This window comes from Phocaeicola faecalis, assembly GCF_021730445.1.
Classification (GTDB): Bacteria; Bacteroidota; Bacteroidia; order Bacteroidales; family Bacteroidaceae; genus Phocaeicola; species Phocaeicola faecalis.
Genome location: NZ_JADNRM010000001.1, coordinates 442578 through 458807, shown reverse-complemented (window position 1 = coordinate 458807; position 16230 = coordinate 442578). Strand labels below are relative to the sequence as shown.

The window sequence follows — 16230 nt, the reverse complement described above, 5'->3', positions numbered from 1 at the left end:
CCGCCGCTTGCAAAGCTTTCTTGCCGATATTCTTTATGAATGGAAAGTAGAGGGATAAACGATATGTTGTATTGAACCAAACGTCTTTTGCCTTGTTGTGTATCTCATACAATAAATTACTACAAGTATGAAAGTACAGACAGGGCAGGGGACTATTCCCCTCATTACATTAATAGGTATATTTTCTATCTCGGCATTAAATGCATTGCCGGGATTGGCAGTTTCTCCCATCTTGGGGGATTTGAACAAAATCTTTCCGTCGGCCACGGATTTGGAAATTCAGATGCTTTCCTCGTTACCTTCACTTCTTATTATCCCTTTTATTCTGCTATCGGGAAAGTTGACCGAGAAAGTGAATAATCTATTGTTGCTGCAAGTTGGCTTGACTATTTTCGGAGTGAGTGGCATACTTTATCTGCTTTCTAATAAGATGTGGCAGTTGATTGTCATCAGCGCAATGCTCGGTATAGGTTCGGGTTTGATTGTTCCGCTTTCTACAGGATTGATATCTCGTTATTTTGTGGGGAATTACCGTACCAAACAGTTTGGTTACAGTTCCGCTATCACCAATATTACGTTAGTACTTGCCACTACACTGACCGGTTATCTGGCAGAAGTGAACTGGCACCTGCCGTTTCTGGTTTATCTTTTTCCGTTTATATCCATCTTTCTTACTTATTATTTAAAGAAAGATTTGTCCGGCTATCATCCCAAAGACGACGCGCCTGCCGCTACCTCTAAAGAGATGGGGAAGCGAGGCATTGATGTAAAGGCATTGATTAAACTTATGGCATTTTACGGGCTGGCTACTTATTTGGTGATAATCATCAGTTTTAATCTTCCTTTTTTGATGGAAGAATATGGATTGTCCAGTGGGCGGGCAGGTATCCTGATTTCGTTATTTTTCCTTGCTATCATGGCGCCGGGCTTTGTATTAAATAAGATTGTGCAAGCATTAGGGCGGCGTATCTATATGATTTGCTTGTTGTTGATAGCTTGCGGTATGGGAATTATCTTGGTAAGCCGTTCCGAGATACTGATTGCTTTGGGGTGTATTTTGAACGGATTGGCCTATGGCATTATTCAACCGTTGATTTATGATAAGACTTCTGATGTGGCCGTACCCCATAAGGTGACATTAGCACTCGCTTTTGTAATGGCGATGAATTATGTGGCCATTCTTCTCTGTCCGTTTATTGTGAATATAGCTCAAAATCTGTTTCATTCCCATTCGCAGACCTTTGCTTTCTGGTTAAACCTGATGATTGCGTTAATGGCCATGTTTATTGTGATGAAACAGGAAAAGCTGGAATTCTGAGTGTTTATAGGGGAAGGCAGCCCCCCTCCCTTTCTTTTAGTCTTAGGGAGGGAAATACTTCATGTTAGGCATGGGAAAGGTAGTGTAAACAGGCGGCACATCAAAGGATATTATCCTATCGGTATACAGAACTTTGGTTGCTTTGAACCAAAAGGCTGTTTTTACGGTTATATATCCATGTAAAAAAAGCTCATTATGAACAAACAAGTTGAAGCAAACCTTAGCATGATAGTCTCCAAAGCACTGGGAGGCTTTAATATGAACGCGTTAAAATATCTTTTACCTTTGTGGATAGCTCCGGTTACAGGGGTTACATTCCGTCTGGTATTCGGAGCGGCAGCATTTTGGCTTATCGATATTTTTTGTAAACCTGAAGATTCTACTACCCGCCAGAAATGGCAACTCTTTTTGCTGGGAGCATTTGGAATGTACGGATATATGATTTTTTACCTTTTAGGTATCAGTATGACTACGCCGGTGTCCAGTTCCATATTTGTCAGTCTGGAACCCATTTGGGTGTTTGTTATCGCTGTCTTGTTTTATAAAGAGAAAGTAACATGGATGAAACTTGTTGGTATCGGTTTGGGACTGGGAGGAGCAATTCTTTGCATCGCTACACAGCCCAGTGACGATTTGGCATCCAATGCCATGGCCGGAAATCTGATATGCTTTGTCAGTTCGGTAGTTTATGCCATATATTTAGTTGTCAGCAATCGGTTTCTCAAGGGGGTGGGAGATATGACCTTGCTGAAATATACATTCCTGGGAGCGGCAGTAATGTCACTGATTGTCAACTCAATCTATGGATTTGAAGCACCTATAATGAGTATGTCGCTCTTTTCTACTCCGATGTTGGTATTGCTTTTTGTACTCATATTTCCGACAACCATCAGTTACCTGCTTCTTCCCATCGGACTGAAATACTTGAAAACGACATTAGTGGCTATTTATGGATATCTGATATTGATAGTGGCAACCGTTACTTCATTCCTGCTGGGGCAAGACCGCTTTTCATGGACGCAACTGGGAGCGATTGTTATGATTTGCATCAGTGTCTATCTGGTGGAAGTAGCAGAAAGTAAGAATAAGGTTTAAAAAGAAAAAAGGTATATCAAAAGAGTGTCTGGGGGCTTTTGATATACCTTTTTTGCTTGTTCTTTCAATATCTCCCGATAAAAAAACGATTTTTATAACGAAAATATCATTTTATCCTTCATAGATTGCAATTAAAGTATTACTTTTGCCACAGTTTTGTAATGTAGAGTTTGCAAAAATGACCGATATAATCAAACATCGTGGTATTGTGGAAAGCATAAACGGTTCTCATATTCGAGTGAGAATCGTTCAAACTTCTGCCTGTTCTGCTTGCAGCGTAAAAGGACACTGCAACGCATCCGAGAGCAAAGAAAAACTGGTTGATGTTTTCGACACGAAAGCTTCTTCTTACCGAGTGGGTGAGGAGGTGATGCTTTATGGAACGACTTCTATGGGGATGCAGGCCGTATTTTTGGCTTTTGGCGTCCCTTTCTTGATATTGTTGGCTGCTTTATTCATCACGATGCACCTCACCGGGGGAGATGAACTGAAGTCGGCCATTATTTCTTTATTGGCTTTAGCTCCATATTACCTTATTATATATATGTATAGAGGGAAGTTGAGCAAGAAGTTCTCTTTTACGCTTGAACCTATAAAAAATAATTAATAAATAACTAACTAAAACTTATGGATTTAATTCTGGTTGCAGTAATTTCGTTGGGAGCGATTGGCTTGATTGCCGCGGTTATCTTGTATGCCGCTTCTAAGAAGTTTGCTGTGTATGAAGATCCGCGGATTGCCCAAGTTAGCGAAGTGCTTCCTCAGGCAAATTGCGGTGGATGTGGTTATCCCGGTTGCTCTGGTTTTGCAGGTGCCTGTGTGAAGGCGGCAGATGCCGGTTCGCTGGAGGGTAAATTATGTCCGGTCGGCGGTGCTCCTGTTATGGAGAAAGTTGCTGCCATTTTAGGATTGGAAGCCGTTGCTGCCGAACCGAAAGTTGCGGTGGTAAGATGTAACGGTAGTTGTGAAAATCGTCCTCGTACTGCTCTGTATGACGGAGCCAAGTCATGTGCCATTGCTCATGCCACTTCGGGTGGTGAGACCGGTTGTACATTTGGCTGTCTGGGTTGTGGTGATTGTGTGGAAGTATGTCAGTTTGACGCTATTCACATGAACCCCGAAACCGGCCTTCCGGAAGTGGACGAAGAAAAATGTACGGCTTGTGGAGCTTGTAGCAAGGCTTGTCCGCGCAAGATTATCGAAATCCGTCCGAAGGGTAAGAATAATCGCCGCGTAGTGGTGATGTGTGTGAACAAAGACAAAGGTGCTGTGGCTAACAAAGCTTGCAAGGCAAGTTGTATCGGTTGCGGCAAGTGCGTGAAAGTTTGTCCGTTCGAGGCGATTACGTTGGAAAACAATCTGGCATACATTGACCCGGCTAAGTGTAAGTCTTGCCGCAAGTGTGAATCAGAATGTCCGAAGGGTGCTATCCAAGCCATCAATTTCCCGCCGCGTAAGCCGAAGGTGGAAGCCCCGGCCGGTGAAGCGACTGCTAAACCCGTTGCTGCAAAGGTAGAAGCTCCGAAAGCACCTGAAGCTCCTAAGGCGGAAGCATAATCAAATTCAAAGTAAGTAAAAATTAAAAAGATATAACAGTGAAGACATTTAGAATTGGTGGAGTACATCCAGCAGAAAATAAATTGTCGGCAGGCAAAGCTATCGAACCCCTTGCACTTCCTAAGCAAGCGGTATTCCCTTTGTCGCAGCATATCGGTGCTCCTGCTACTGCCATCGTGAAAAAAGGCGATGTAGTGAAGGTAGGTACGAAGATTGCTGAGGCGGGAGGCTTTGTTTCTGCAGCCATCTTCTCGTCTGTATCCGGTAAAGTGAACAAGGTGGACGCCGTAATCGATGCAAGCGGTTATCGCAAGCCGGCCATCTTTATCGATGTGGAGGGTGACGAGTGGGAAGAATCAATCGACCGCAGTTCAACATTAGTAAAAGAGTGTACGTTAACGCCCGAAGAAATCGTTGCTAAAGTAAAAAATGCAGGTGTAGTAGGTATGGGAGGTGCTTGTTTCCCCACCCATGTGAAGCTTTCTCCTCCTCCGGGCTGCAAGGCCGAATGTGTAATTATCAATGCCGTAGAGTGTGAACCTTATCTCACAGCCGACCATCGTCTGATGTTGGAAAAGGCTGATGAAGTATTAGTTGGTGTAAGCATCTTGATGAAAGCTGCGAAAGTGACTAAAGGATACATCGGTATTGAAAACAATAAACCGGATGCTATTAAGTTGATGACTGAAAAGGCTGCTCAATATCCCGGCATCGAAGTGGTTCCTTTGCAAGTGAAATATCCGCAAGGTGGTGAGAAGCAGTTGATAGATGCTGTAATCAGCCGTCAGGTTCCTGCTCCTCCCGCTATTCCTATCAATGTAGGTGCGGTGGTTCAGAATGTAGGTACTGCATTTGCCGTTTATGAAGCTGTTCAGAAAAACAAACCTTTGTTTGAACGTATCGTAACTGTTACCGGTAAGTCTGTCAAGAATCCGTCCAACTTCCTCACCCGTATGGGGACTCCGATGAGCCAGCTGATTGATGCGGCAGGCGGTTTGCCCGAAGATACCGGAAAGGTGATTGGTGGTGGCCCGATGATGGGTAAGGCACTGGTAAATACCGAAGTTCCTATCTGTAAAGGTAGTTCGGGTGTGCTGATTATGAACGATAAGGAGGCTGCCCGTGCAGAAGCCCAGCCGTGTATCCGCTGTGCCAAGTGTGTCAGTGTGTGCCCCATGGGACTGGAACCCTTCTTATTGGCGACACTTTCGGCTCACAAGGATTGGGAGAGAGTAGAAAAAGAAGATGTAATGTCGTGCATCGAGTGCGGTTCGTGTCAGTTCACATGTCCGTCTCATCGTTATTTGCTGGACTATATCCGTTTGGGTAAGGGCACAGTAGGCGGTATTATCCGTGCACGTAATGCTAAAAAATAATTCGACAAAATAGTATGGCTAATAAATTAATAGTATCATTATCGCCCCACGTCCATAGCGGTGACAGCGTACAGAAGAATATGTATGGTGTGCTCATCGCTCTGATACCTGCGTTGCTGGTGTCATTCTATATGTTCGGACTGGGCGCCGTGGTGGTAACCCTGACCTCGGTTGCTGCCTGTGTATTCTTCGAATGGGCGATTACCAAGTTTATTTTGAAGAGAGAACGCTCTACCATCTGTGATGGTTCGGCTATCATAACCGGCGTGTTGCTGGCATTCAATCTGCCTTCCAACTTGCCTCTTTGGATTATTATTATCGGTGCATTGGTGGCTATCGGTGTGGGTAAGATGACTTTCGGCGGATTGGGATGCAATCCTTTCAATCCTGCGTTGGTAGGTCGTATCTTCCTGCTGATTTCTTTCCCCGTGCAGATGACTTCATGGCCTAATGTTCAGCAATGGGCCAGTTATACAGATGCCGAAACCGGTGCTACTCCGTTGGCATTGATGAAGATGGCTGTAAAAGGTGATGTGAATGCGTTGGGACAGTTGCCCGATACATTAAGCCTGTTCCTGGGTAATAATCCGGGTTCATTGGGTGAGGTGAGTGCTTTGGCTTTGTTGCTCGGCTTGGGTTATATGTTGTGGAAGAAGATTATTTCCTGGCATATTCCTGTTTCTATCCTGGTGACTGTATTTGTATGTGCGGGACTGATGCATCTGGTTGATCCGGTTGCTTATGCATCTCCATTGGTTCACCTGTTTACAGGTGGTTTGATGTTGGGTGCTATTTTTATGGCAACTGACTATGTTACTTCGCCTATGACTCATAAAGGTATGATTATTTACGGTGTGGCTATTGGTTTCCTGACCGTGGTTATCCGTTTGTTCGGTGCGTATCCCGAAGGTATGTCTTTCGCTATATTCATCATGAACGCATTCACTCCGTTGATCAATACTTATTGTAAACCTAAAAGATTCGGGGAGGTAGTGAAGAAATGAAAAAGCTAGAATCATCTTTGAAGAACATGGTTATCGTGCTGACAGGCGTAACCGTGGTGGCCGGAGCATTATTAGGCTATGTAAATGAGTTGACGAAAGAACCTATTGCACAGGCTAATGCCAAGGCTTTGAGTGATGCCATCGCTATCGTTGTTCCGGGATTCGACAATAATCCTGCTGAAGCTCCTGAAACAATCGAACTGGAAGGTGCTACCTATAAGATATATAAAGCAACCAAAGGCGGAGAATTTATCGGTGCGGCTGTAGAATCTTCAGCAAATGGCTTTGGCGGCGCGCTGAATGTATTGGTAGGTTTCGATAAGGAGGGTAATATTATTGATTACTCTTTGTTGAGTCATGCCGAAACTCCGGGATTAGGATCAAAAGCAGCCGACTGGTTTAAGAAAGGCGGCAAAGGCGATATTACCGGAATGAATCCGGGCGCAAAAGCATTGACAGTAAGTAAGGATGGCGGGCAGATAGATGCCATCACCGCTTCTACTATCACTTCTCGTGCTTTCTTGAAAGCTGTGAATAATGCTTATGCAGCATATAGCGGTCAGAATGTAGACGGAGCTAGTGGCGCAACTCAGCAGGTGTCTGAGGCTGTTGCCGAAAGTGCTGCCGCTTGTGATGCTCAATGCAAGGGAGACGGGGCCTGTAAACAGGCTTGTGATTCCACTGCATGTAAAGCGGCTTGCGGTGATAAATGTGATTCTGCCAAGTGTGACAAGGCAAATTGCAAGAAAGCTAACTGTGACAAAGAGACTTGCAAGAATGCGAACTGTGACAAGGCTAACTGTAAAAAAGCAGAATGCCCCAAGCAAGATTGTAAAAACAAAAAATAAGGAAGGAGCAGACTATGAATAATTTTAAAGTATTGATGAACGGGATTGTAAAAGAGAATCCTACGTTTGTACTCCTTTTGGGTATGTGTCCTACATTGGGAACCACTTCCTCGGCCATCAACGGTATGGGTATGGGACTGGCAACCATGTTTGTGTTGATTTGTTCGAATGTGGTAATCTCATCTATCAAGAATCTGATTCCTGATATGGTGCGTATTCCTGCGTTCATTGTGGTTATTGCATCATTCGTGACTTTGTTGCAGATGATTATGCAAGCATACGTGCCGGCACTTTATGCTACATTGGGCTTGTTTATTCCGCTGATTGTAGTAAACTGTATCTTGCTGGGACGTGCCGAAGCCTTTGCTGCAAAGAATGGCCCTGTACCTTCATTCTTCGACGGACTGGGTATGGGACTCGGATTTACTCTTGCATTGACTATCCTCGGTGGCGTACGTGAGTTCCTTGGCACAGGTAAGCTGTTTGATATCGCTATTATGCCTGAGCAATACGGAATGTTGATTTTCGTTCTCGCACCGGGAGCCTTCATCGCATTAGGTTACCTTATTGCGATTGTGAATAAACTGAAGAAAGCATAACCCGTAAAAAGTAAGAATATGGAATATATATTGATATTTATCACCGCTATATTTGTGAACAACATTGTGTTGTCACAATTCCTGGGTATCTGCCCGTTCCTCGGTGTATCCAAAAAAGTTGAGACAGCTACGGGTATGGGTGCAGCCGTTGCATTCGTGCTTACCATTGCTACTATTGTCACCTACCTTATCCAAAAGTTCGTGCTCGATGCTTTCGGGCTGGAATATTTGCAGACCATTGCCTTTATCCTTGTCATTGCGGCATTGGTACAGATGGTGGAAATCATTTTAAAGAAAGTTTCTCCCGCCCTTTATCAGGCATTGGGAGTATTCCTTCCGCTGATTACCACGAACTGCTGTATTCTGGGTGTGGCTATCCTGGTCATCCAGAAAGACTTTGATTTGTTGACCGGTGTGGTTTACGCCTTCTCGACAGCTCTTGGTTTTGCTTTGGCTATGGTGTTGTTTGCCGGTATCCGCGAACAGTTGAGTCTGGTGAATATTCCGAAAGGAATGCAGGGAATGGCTATCGCGCTGGTTACTGCCGGTCTGTTGGCCATGGCGTTCATGGGATTCTCTGGTGTAGACAAAGGTTTGGGAGTGTTGTTTGGTATAGAATAATCTAATTCATCGTCCAAATAGACCGATTCAGAAGTCCGGAGCACTGCTTCGGACTTTTTTGTACAAAGAATTTCGTCTTTCGTACTGTTTAATTCAATTATTATGCTTATTTTTGCAATAGAATTAATAGAGAGACCAAATGGCTATGACATTGATTGTACTTGCGGCCACTATGGGGAATAAGTATGGCGGATTAAAACAGCTGGAGGGAATTGGACCCAATGGCGAGACGATATTAGATTTTTCCGTATATGATGCCGTAAGAGTGGGATTTGATAAAATAGTATTTGTCATAAGCAGACATTTTGAACAAGAGTTCAAGAAACTGGTTTCAGGCAAATACGAGCACGTGGTGGATGTGGAATATGTTTATCAGGATGTAGAAACCATTCCCGAAGAGAAACGTAATCCGAAGCGAACAGCACTCTATGGTTCGGTAAGAGCTGTATTGATGGGCGAAAAGTTAATAGATGCCCCGTTTGGAGTGATTAATGCGGTTAATTTCTATCAGCGTGAGAGTTTTGAATTATTGTATAATAATTTAGTGGCATTGAAAGATGCCGGTTACCATAGTTTCAATGTTTGCTATAGATTGAAAAACGTTTTAGCGGAGAGTGGGGGAGTAACCCGGGGTATTTGTGAAGTGGATGAAAACGGATATTTGATTTCTGTGACAGACCGTACAGGAGTAGAACGTATCAGTGGTAATCCTATGTATCCTAACGAGGTGCATAAATGGGTGGCGCTGGATGATAATAGCTTGGTTTCGATGAATATGTGGGGTTTTAGACCGGATATATTTAATGAGATGCAAGCTGCATTCGATAAGTTTATTGATGAAAACGGAATGGATTTGAAAGCTCATTATTCCATACCTGCTTTTATGAATGAACGGATAAGAGAAGGAGTCAGAGTGAAAGTGATTGAAACGCCTGCCCGATGGATGGGGTTGGTTTCGCACGATGATAAGATTCAGGTGGTTCTTCGTATCAATGACATGATTCGTAAGGGCATCTATCCTTCCAAGTTGTTTTGAACCTATTAAAAAAACGACAGAATAATAAGTCTTATGAAAAAGAGAATTTTAGTAACAGGAGGAACCGGATATATTGGTTCTCATACCGTAGTTGAACTGCAACAAAGCGGTTACGACGTAGTGATTGTAGATAATCTCTCAAACTCTAACGCCGATGTAGTTGACAATATTGAAAAAGTAACAGGTATCCGTCCGGCATTTGAGAAGTTGGACTGTCTGGATTATGAAGGTATGGACAAACTGTTTACTAAATATGCCGGTATCGAAGGTATCATTCACTTTGCAGCCAGCAAGGCAGTCGGTGAATCTTGCCAAAAACCGTTGTTGTACTACCGTAACAACTTGGTTTCATTGATTAACTTGTTGGAGTTGATGCCTAAGCATAATGTAAAAGGTATTATCTTCTCTTCATCATGTACAGTATATGGTCAGCCTGATGTGTTGCCTGTAACCGAAGCTGCTCCTATCAAGAAGGCGGAATCACCATACGGTAATACAAAACAAATCAATGAAGAAATTATCCGCGATACGGTAGCATCAGGTTCTCCTGTTCACGCTATCATGTTGCGTTATTTCAACCCGATTGGCGCACATCCGTCTGCATTGATTGGTGAGTTGCCTAATGGTGTACCTCAAAACTTGTTGCCGTATGTCACTCAGACTGCAATGGGCATCCGGGAACAATTGAGTGTATTTGGCGATGATTATGACACTCCTGACGGTTCTTGCATCCGTGACTACATCTATGTAGTGGATTTGGCTAAGGCTCACGTAATTGCTATGGATCGTATCCTGAATGACAAACAGAAAGAAAGTGTGGAAGTATTCAATATCGGTACAGGCCGTGGTCTGTCTGTATTGGAATTGCTGAATAAATTTGAAGCTGCTACAGGCGTGAAGGTGAACTATAAGATTGTAGGCCGTCGTCAGGGAGATATCGTTAAGGTATGGGCTGATCCGACTTTCGCTAACGAAGAGTTGGGATGGCAGGCAAAGGCTACTATCGAAGAAACACTGAAATCTGCATGGAATTGGCAGGTTAAGTTAAGAGAAAGAGGAATTCAATAAAGAATTAAGATATTTTTAGAAAGACCGATGAACAAAGGACGCTAGTGTGGCGTTTTTATAGTGCAAATAACCTGAAACCCCTCTTGGATATGTGAATACCTGACCGGCGGTAAGTTATGTTACTCAAACATAGAGCAGGCTAAAAAATTGCATAGTAGTTTTGTCGTGTTTTATTTTGTGTTTGTGTTGTGGCTGTTCCTCGACGTGAGTCGGGGGACAGTTTTTTTTATGTTTGGTAGTTCTATATTTGACTCCATAAAAATCAGGCGTCCATTCTCCGTTCTTTGTGTTGTTTCAAAGAATGCCTTCACGAAAGAATGATGCAAAACGTGCGAGGTTACACATACGCAGGTGTCGGACTACACATACGATGCCATAAGTTGTATAGCCTTATGAAACTTTTAGAGTCTCTTTATGTTAACCAAGTTCTCAAACTGAATAAAAAAACTCTTCAAACAGCCGGTTCATGCTGTTTAAAGAGTTTCTCGGATAAATGGGAAGAACGGTCTATTGCTCTTATTCCAATTCACGCTGTCTGCAGAAGCATTGACAGAACTTGTTTTCTACATTCTTTATAGGTTCTTTGAATATACCATATACGCATGAACCAGAGCCACTCATAGAAGCGTATACGGCTCCCAAATCATATAATTCATCTTTGATGGCAGCTATTTCGGGGAATTTTAAGAATACACTGTCTTCAAAATCATTTCTCATGTTGTCTTTCCATGTCTCTATCGGCTGCTTGATTACTTCTTTTAAGGAAACAGCAGGACGCTGTGGCTTTATGGCAGCGAAAGCATCGCGGGTAGAAACAAAAATATCCGGCTTAGCCAATACGATGTGATATCCTTTCAAAGACAAATCAACCGGTTCGAAGATATTGCCGATACCCGTTGCAAATACCGGTTTGTTTTGAATGAAAAATGCACAGTCGGCACCGAGGCGTGCTGCGTATTCTTCCATTTTCTCACGACTGATGTTCAGGGCAAACTTTTCATTTAATAGTTTAATCATGTGTGCCGCATCTGACGAGCCGCCACCCAATCCTGCTCCTGCAGGAATATGCTTGTACATGTGAATTTCGATGGCATCCATTTGTGGAAAATCCTGTTTCAGCAACTTATAAGCCTTGACTACCAGATTATCTTCCGGTTCGCCGTCTAAGGTTGTACCGCTTACATGAAGATTGTACTCTTTATCACTGCTTGTAGAACGTGTGACTTCCAGCGCATCTTGAAGGTTGATAGGATAAAAAATTGTTTCTAGGTTGTGGTAACCATCTGGGCGTTTTTCTATAATATTCAGACCCAGATTGATTTTGGCATTCGGAAATGTTATCATATTCTTTTATTTAGATTAATTTCTAGTGTGTCTTTATTATGGCTTCTGAGCACGTGACACGGCTCAAATATAAGGTAAACTTTTCATTTAACCATATAAAAAACCATTTTGTGTATGGATTGTTCATATTTTATAGAAAAAAGCCTTCGTATTTCTTTTGTTATTTTTGCTCCCAGCTGGATGTTCAACTCGTCAAAAAGTTCTATCTTTGCCCTACTTTAAACGAATGGAAATGGCAGAAGTAAGAAAAACGACACGTACTCCTAAAACTGTAAAGGCAAAACCCGTTGATGAATATGGGCATTTGCAGCCACAGGCGCCCGAATTGGAAGAGGCAGTATTAGGAGCGTTAATGATAGAAAAAGACGCATATTCACTGGTGAGTGAGATTCTTCGCCCCGAATCTTTTTACGAACATCGTCATCAGTTGATATATCAGGCTATCACAGCTTTGGCATTACGCCAACAGCCGGTGGATATTCTGACCGTTGCCGAACAGTTGCGTAGCACCGGTGATTTGGATGAGGTGGGAGGCCCTTTTTATATCACTCAGTTGAGTGGTAAGGTAGCATCGTCCGCCCATATTGAATATCATGCACGAATTATAGCCCAAAAGTTTTTGGCACGCGAACTGATTTCTTTTACCAGTAATATTCAGACAAAAGCCTTCGATGAGACACAGGATGTGGATGACTTGATGCAAGAGGCTGAAGGGAAGCTGTTCGAAATCTCGCAGCAGAATATGAAGAAGGATTATACGCAAATCAATCCGGTTATTCAGGAGGCGTATGAGATGCTTCAGAAAGCGGCGGCGCGTACAGATGGTTTGAGTGGTTTGGAAAGTGGTTTCCATGCGTTGGACAAAATGACTTCGGGCTGGCAGAACTCCGATCTTGTTATTATTGCTGCTCGTCCGGCCATGGGTAAAACTGCGTTTGTGCTTTCAATGGCTAAGAATATGGCAGTCAATGCAAAGATTCCGGTAGCTTTGTTTTCGCTTGAAATGGCGAATGTACAGTTGGTAAATCGTTTGATTGTCAATGTGTGTGAGATACCGGGTGAGAAAATTAAGAGTGGGCAGTTGGCTCCATACGAATGGGGCCAGTTAGACTATAAGATTAAGGAGTTGTATGACGCTCCTTTGTTTGTCGACGATACTCCTTCTCTTTCGGTTTTCGAATTGAGAACAAAGGCAAGGCGTTTGGTACGTGAACATGGAGTGAAAATAATTATCATTGACTACTTGCAGTTGATGAATGCGAGCGGTATGTCGTTTGGCAGCCGTCAGGAAGAGGTTAGTACCATTTCGCGTTCATTGAAAGGATTGGCAAAGGAGTTGAACATTCCGATTATTGCTCTGAGTCAGTTGAACCGTGGTGTGGAAAGCCGTGAAGGTATTGACGGAAAGCGTCCTCAGTTGAGTGACCTACGCGAATCCGGAGCCATCGAGCAGGATGCCGACATGGTGTGCTTCATCCATCGTCCCGAATATTACAAGATATTTCAGGATGAAAAAGGAAACGACCTGCATGGTATGGCGGAAATCATTATTGCCAAGCATCGTAACGGTGCTGTAGGTGATGTATTGTTGCGCTTCCGCGGTGAATTCGCCCGTTTCCAGAATCCGGATGATGAGATGATTATACCGTTGCCGGGAGAAGAACCGGGTATTATCCGCTCCAAAATGAATGGCAAGGGCGGGGGCAGTATTCCTCCTCCTCCGGCAGATGCGGCTCCGGCAGAGAATAATCCTTTTGGTGCGCCGATTCCCGAAGGGCCTTTGCCTTTCTGACATTTTTCATAAAAACAAAGCTTATCCCAAAAAAAACTATTAAATTTGCAGGTCATTTTGAAATACATAAAATATATCATATATGAATATCTCTTATAATTGGCTGAAAGAATACGTCAACTTCGATTTGACCCCTGAGGAAGTGGCAGCAGCGCTGACTTCTATCGGTCTGGAAACAGGAGGCGTAGAAGAAGTCCAAACAATTAAAGGTGGTCTGGAAGGTATTGTTATCGGCGAAGTGCTGACTTGCGAACCTCATCCCAACTCTGACCACATGCATGTGACTACGGTTAACTTGGGACAGGGAGAACCTGTGCAGATTGTTTGCGGCGCTCCTAATGTAGCTGCCGGACAAAAAGTAGTGGTTGCCACTCTGGGTACTAAACTATATGACGGTGAAGAATGCTTTACCATCAAAAAATCAAAACTTCGCGGTGTTGAGTCCATCGGTATGATTTGTGCCGAAGATGAGATTGGCATCGGAACCAGTCATGACGGTATCATTGTTTTGCCGGCAGATGCTGTGCCCGGAACTCCTGCCAAAGATTATTATAACATCAAGAGCGATTATGTGCTTGAAGTGGACATTACTCCGAATCGGGCAGATGCTTGCTCTCACTATGGTGTGGCCCGTGACTTGTATGCTTATTTGATTCAGAACGGCAAACAGGCTACGTTGAGCCGTCCTTCAGTGGAAGGCTTTAAGGTGGACAACCATGATATGGATATTGCCATCGAAGTGGAAAACACCGAAGCATGCCCCCGTTATGCCGGAGTTTCCATTAAGGGAGTTACTGTAAAAGAAAGCCCCGAATGGCTACAAAACAAACTGCGTTTGATAGGTCTTCGTCCAATCAATAATATTGTGGATATCACCAACTACATTCTTCACGCTTATGGTCAACCGTTGCATTGCTTTGATGCCGATAAAATTAAAGGTGGTAAGATTGTTGTAAAGACCGTTGCCGAAGGCACTAAGTTTATCACTTTGGATGAAGTGGAACGTACCTTGTCTGATAGAGATTTGATGATATGTAATACTGAAGAACCGATGTGTATTGCCGGTGTATTTGGTGGCTTGGATTCAGGTACTACGGAACAAACCGTGGATGTGTTCCTCGAAAGTGCATATTTCAATCCGACTTGGGTGCGTAAAACAGCACGCCGTCACGGATTAAGTACCGATTCTTCTTTCCGTTTCGAGCGTGGTATTGATCCTAACGGAACTATCTATGCGTTGAAAGAAGCTGCTCTGCTGGTGAAAGAGCTGGCAGGCGGAACCATCGCTTCTGAAATTAAAGACAATTATCCTCATCCGGTTGCTGATTTCATGGTAGAGCTAAACTATGAGAAGGCTCATTCACTGATTGGAAAAGTCATTCCGGTGGAGACGATAAAGAGTATCGTTACCAGCCTTGAGATGAAGATTGTAGACGAGACTCCCGAAGGACTGACTTTACAAGTTCCTGCTTATCGTGTAGACGTTCAGCGTGACTGTGATGTGGTAGAAGACATTCTTCGTATCTATGGATATAATAATGTGGAAATTCCCACAACATTAAAGTCAAGCCTGACTACGAAGGGGGAAGTAGATAAATCCCAACAGCTTCAGAACTTGATATCCGAACAGCTGATTGGTTGCGGATTCAATGAAATCCTGAATAACTCACTGACTGCTGCCGGATATTATGAAGGTTTGGATACTTATAAGCCCGAAAACCTTGTCAATTTGATGAACCCGTTAAGCAATGACCTGAACGTAATGCGTCAGACTCTGTTGTTCGGCGGTTTGGAAAGCATCCAGCACAATGCCAACCGTAAGAATGCCGATTTGAAGTTCTTTGAGTTCGGCAACTGCTATTTCTTTAATGCAGAAAAGAAGAACCCCGAAAAGGTTTTGGCTGCATACAAAGAAGAATATCATTTGGGATTATGGGTGACAGGTAAGCGCGTGAGCAACTCATGGGCACATCCCGATGAAAACACCAGCGTTTATGAACTGAAAGCATACGTGATGAATATATTCACTCGTTTGGGCTTGAACTTCGGTAACGTGGTATTCGGTAATTTGAGTAATGATATCTATTCTGTAGCTGTCAGCGTACACACGCGCGGCGGTAAGTTGCTGGCTACGTTTGGTATCGTCAGCAAGAAGATTCAAAAAACATTCGATATTGACAATGAGGTATATTATGCCGAAATCAATTGGAATGAGCTGATGAAAGCTATCAAGACTTCGAAGGTCAACTTTAAGGAACTTTCTAAGTTCCCAGCTGTAAGACGTGACTTGGCGCTGTTGCTTGACAAGAACATACAATTTGCCGAAATCGAAAAGATAGCTTACGAGACAGAAAAGAAACTGCTGAAAGAAGTAGAACTGTTTGATGTATACGAAGGCAAGAATTTGGAACCGGGTAAGAAGAGCTATGCTGTCAGCTTCTTGTTGCAGGATGAAAATGCAACACTGAACGACAAGCAAATCGACAAGATTATGTCTAAGCTGATTGCCAATCTGGAAAACAAATTGAATGCGAAACTAAGATAAGGATATAATGACTCCTAAAAGAAATAT

At 43.3% G+C, this 16230-nt stretch carries 14 protein-coding genes; 13 read left to right on the top strand and 1 reads right to left on the bottom strand.

From position 1 onward, the window contains the following. The first annotated feature begins 127 nt into the window (after positions 1-127). From IR173_RS01960 to galE, 11 genes are all read left to right on the top strand, one after another. The gene (locus IR173_RS01960) at positions 128-1318 is read left to right on the top strand and encodes an MFS transporter (protein ID WP_237038006.1); all 1191 of its coding nucleotides are present in this window, start codon (positions 128-130) and stop codon (positions 1316-1318) included. A 195-nt stretch (positions 1319-1513) separates the two neighbouring features. Further along, entirely contained in the window at positions 1514-2413 is a 900-nt protein-coding gene (locus IR173_RS01955) for a DMT family transporter (protein WP_237038005.1), read from the top strand. A gap of 178 nt (positions 2414-2591) precedes the next feature. Continuing rightward, complete coding sequence (locus tag IR173_RS01950; RefSeq protein ID WP_237038004.1) at positions 2592-3020, top strand: SoxR reducing system RseC family protein; 429 nt, start codon at positions 2592-2594, stop codon at positions 3018-3020. Positions 3021-3040: 20 nt separating this feature from the next. Next, complete coding sequence (locus IR173_RS01945) at positions 3041-3970, top strand: Fe-S cluster domain-containing protein (protein WP_237038003.1); 930 nt, start codon at positions 3041-3043, stop codon at positions 3968-3970. Between the two features lie 38 nt (positions 3971-4008). Beyond that, complete coding sequence (gene rsxC, locus IR173_RS01940) at positions 4009-5346, top strand: electron transport complex subunit RsxC (RefSeq protein ID WP_237038002.1); 1338 nt, start codon at positions 4009-4011, stop codon at positions 5344-5346. A 14-nt stretch (positions 5347-5360) separates the two neighbouring features. After that, on the top strand, positions 5361-6350 hold the full coding sequence (locus IR173_RS01935) for an RnfABCDGE type electron transport complex subunit D (protein ID WP_237038001.1): 990 nt from the start codon (positions 5361-5363) through the stop codon (positions 6348-6350). Next, complete coding sequence (locus IR173_RS01930) at positions 6347-7198, top strand: RnfABCDGE type electron transport complex subunit G (RefSeq protein ID WP_237038000.1); 852 nt, start codon at positions 6347-6349, stop codon at positions 7196-7198. Before IR173_RS01935 ends, IR173_RS01930 begins: the two co-directional genes overlap by 4 nt. A gap of 14 nt (positions 7199-7212) precedes the next feature. Further along, positions 7213-7797, top strand: a complete 585-nt coding sequence (locus IR173_RS01925; RefSeq protein ID WP_005841504.1) for an RnfABCDGE type electron transport complex subunit E — start codon at positions 7213-7215, stop codon at positions 7795-7797. An 18-nt stretch (positions 7798-7815) separates the two neighbouring features. Beyond that, entirely contained in the window at positions 7816-8418 is a 603-nt protein-coding gene (gene rsxA / locus IR173_RS01920) for an electron transport complex subunit RsxA (protein ID WP_005841506.1), read from the top strand. Positions 8419-8557: 139 nt separating this feature from the next. Then, positions 8558-9454 carry a hypothetical protein gene (locus IR173_RS01915; RefSeq protein WP_237037999.1) on the top strand — a complete coding sequence of 299 codons (897 nt, stop codon included), beginning with the start codon at positions 8558-8560 and terminating at the stop codon, positions 9452-9454. Positions 9455-9487: 33 nt separating this feature from the next. After that, positions 9488-10522 (top strand): UDP-glucose 4-epimerase GalE, encoded by a 1035-nt coding sequence (galE, locus tag IR173_RS01910; RefSeq protein WP_237037998.1) that lies wholly within the window; start codon positions 9488-9490, stop codon positions 10520-10522. A 516-nt stretch (positions 10523-11038) separates the two neighbouring features. On the opposite strand, the gene ispE is transcribed toward galE, so the two are convergent. Further along, the gene (gene ispE, locus IR173_RS01905; RefSeq protein ID WP_237037997.1) at positions 11039-11866 is read right to left on the bottom strand and encodes a 4-(cytidine 5'-diphospho)-2-C-methyl-D-erythritol kinase; all 828 of its coding nucleotides are present in this window, start codon (positions 11864-11866) and stop codon (positions 11039-11041) included. A gap of 232 nt (positions 11867-12098) precedes the next feature. On the opposite strand from ispE, the gene dnaB reads away from it, so the two are divergent. Together dnaB and pheT are read left to right on the top strand one after the other, a co-directional pair. Next, complete coding sequence (dnaB, locus tag IR173_RS01900; protein ID WP_237037996.1) at positions 12099-13658, top strand: replicative DNA helicase; 1560 nt, start codon at positions 12099-12101, stop codon at positions 13656-13658. 82 nt (positions 13659-13740) lie between these two features. Next, positions 13741-16203 carry a phenylalanine--tRNA ligase subunit beta gene (gene pheT / locus IR173_RS01895; protein WP_237037995.1) on the top strand — a complete coding sequence of 821 codons (2463 nt, stop codon included), beginning with the start codon at positions 13741-13743 and terminating at the stop codon, positions 16201-16203. The last annotated feature ends 27 nt before the right edge of the window (positions 16204-16230 follow it).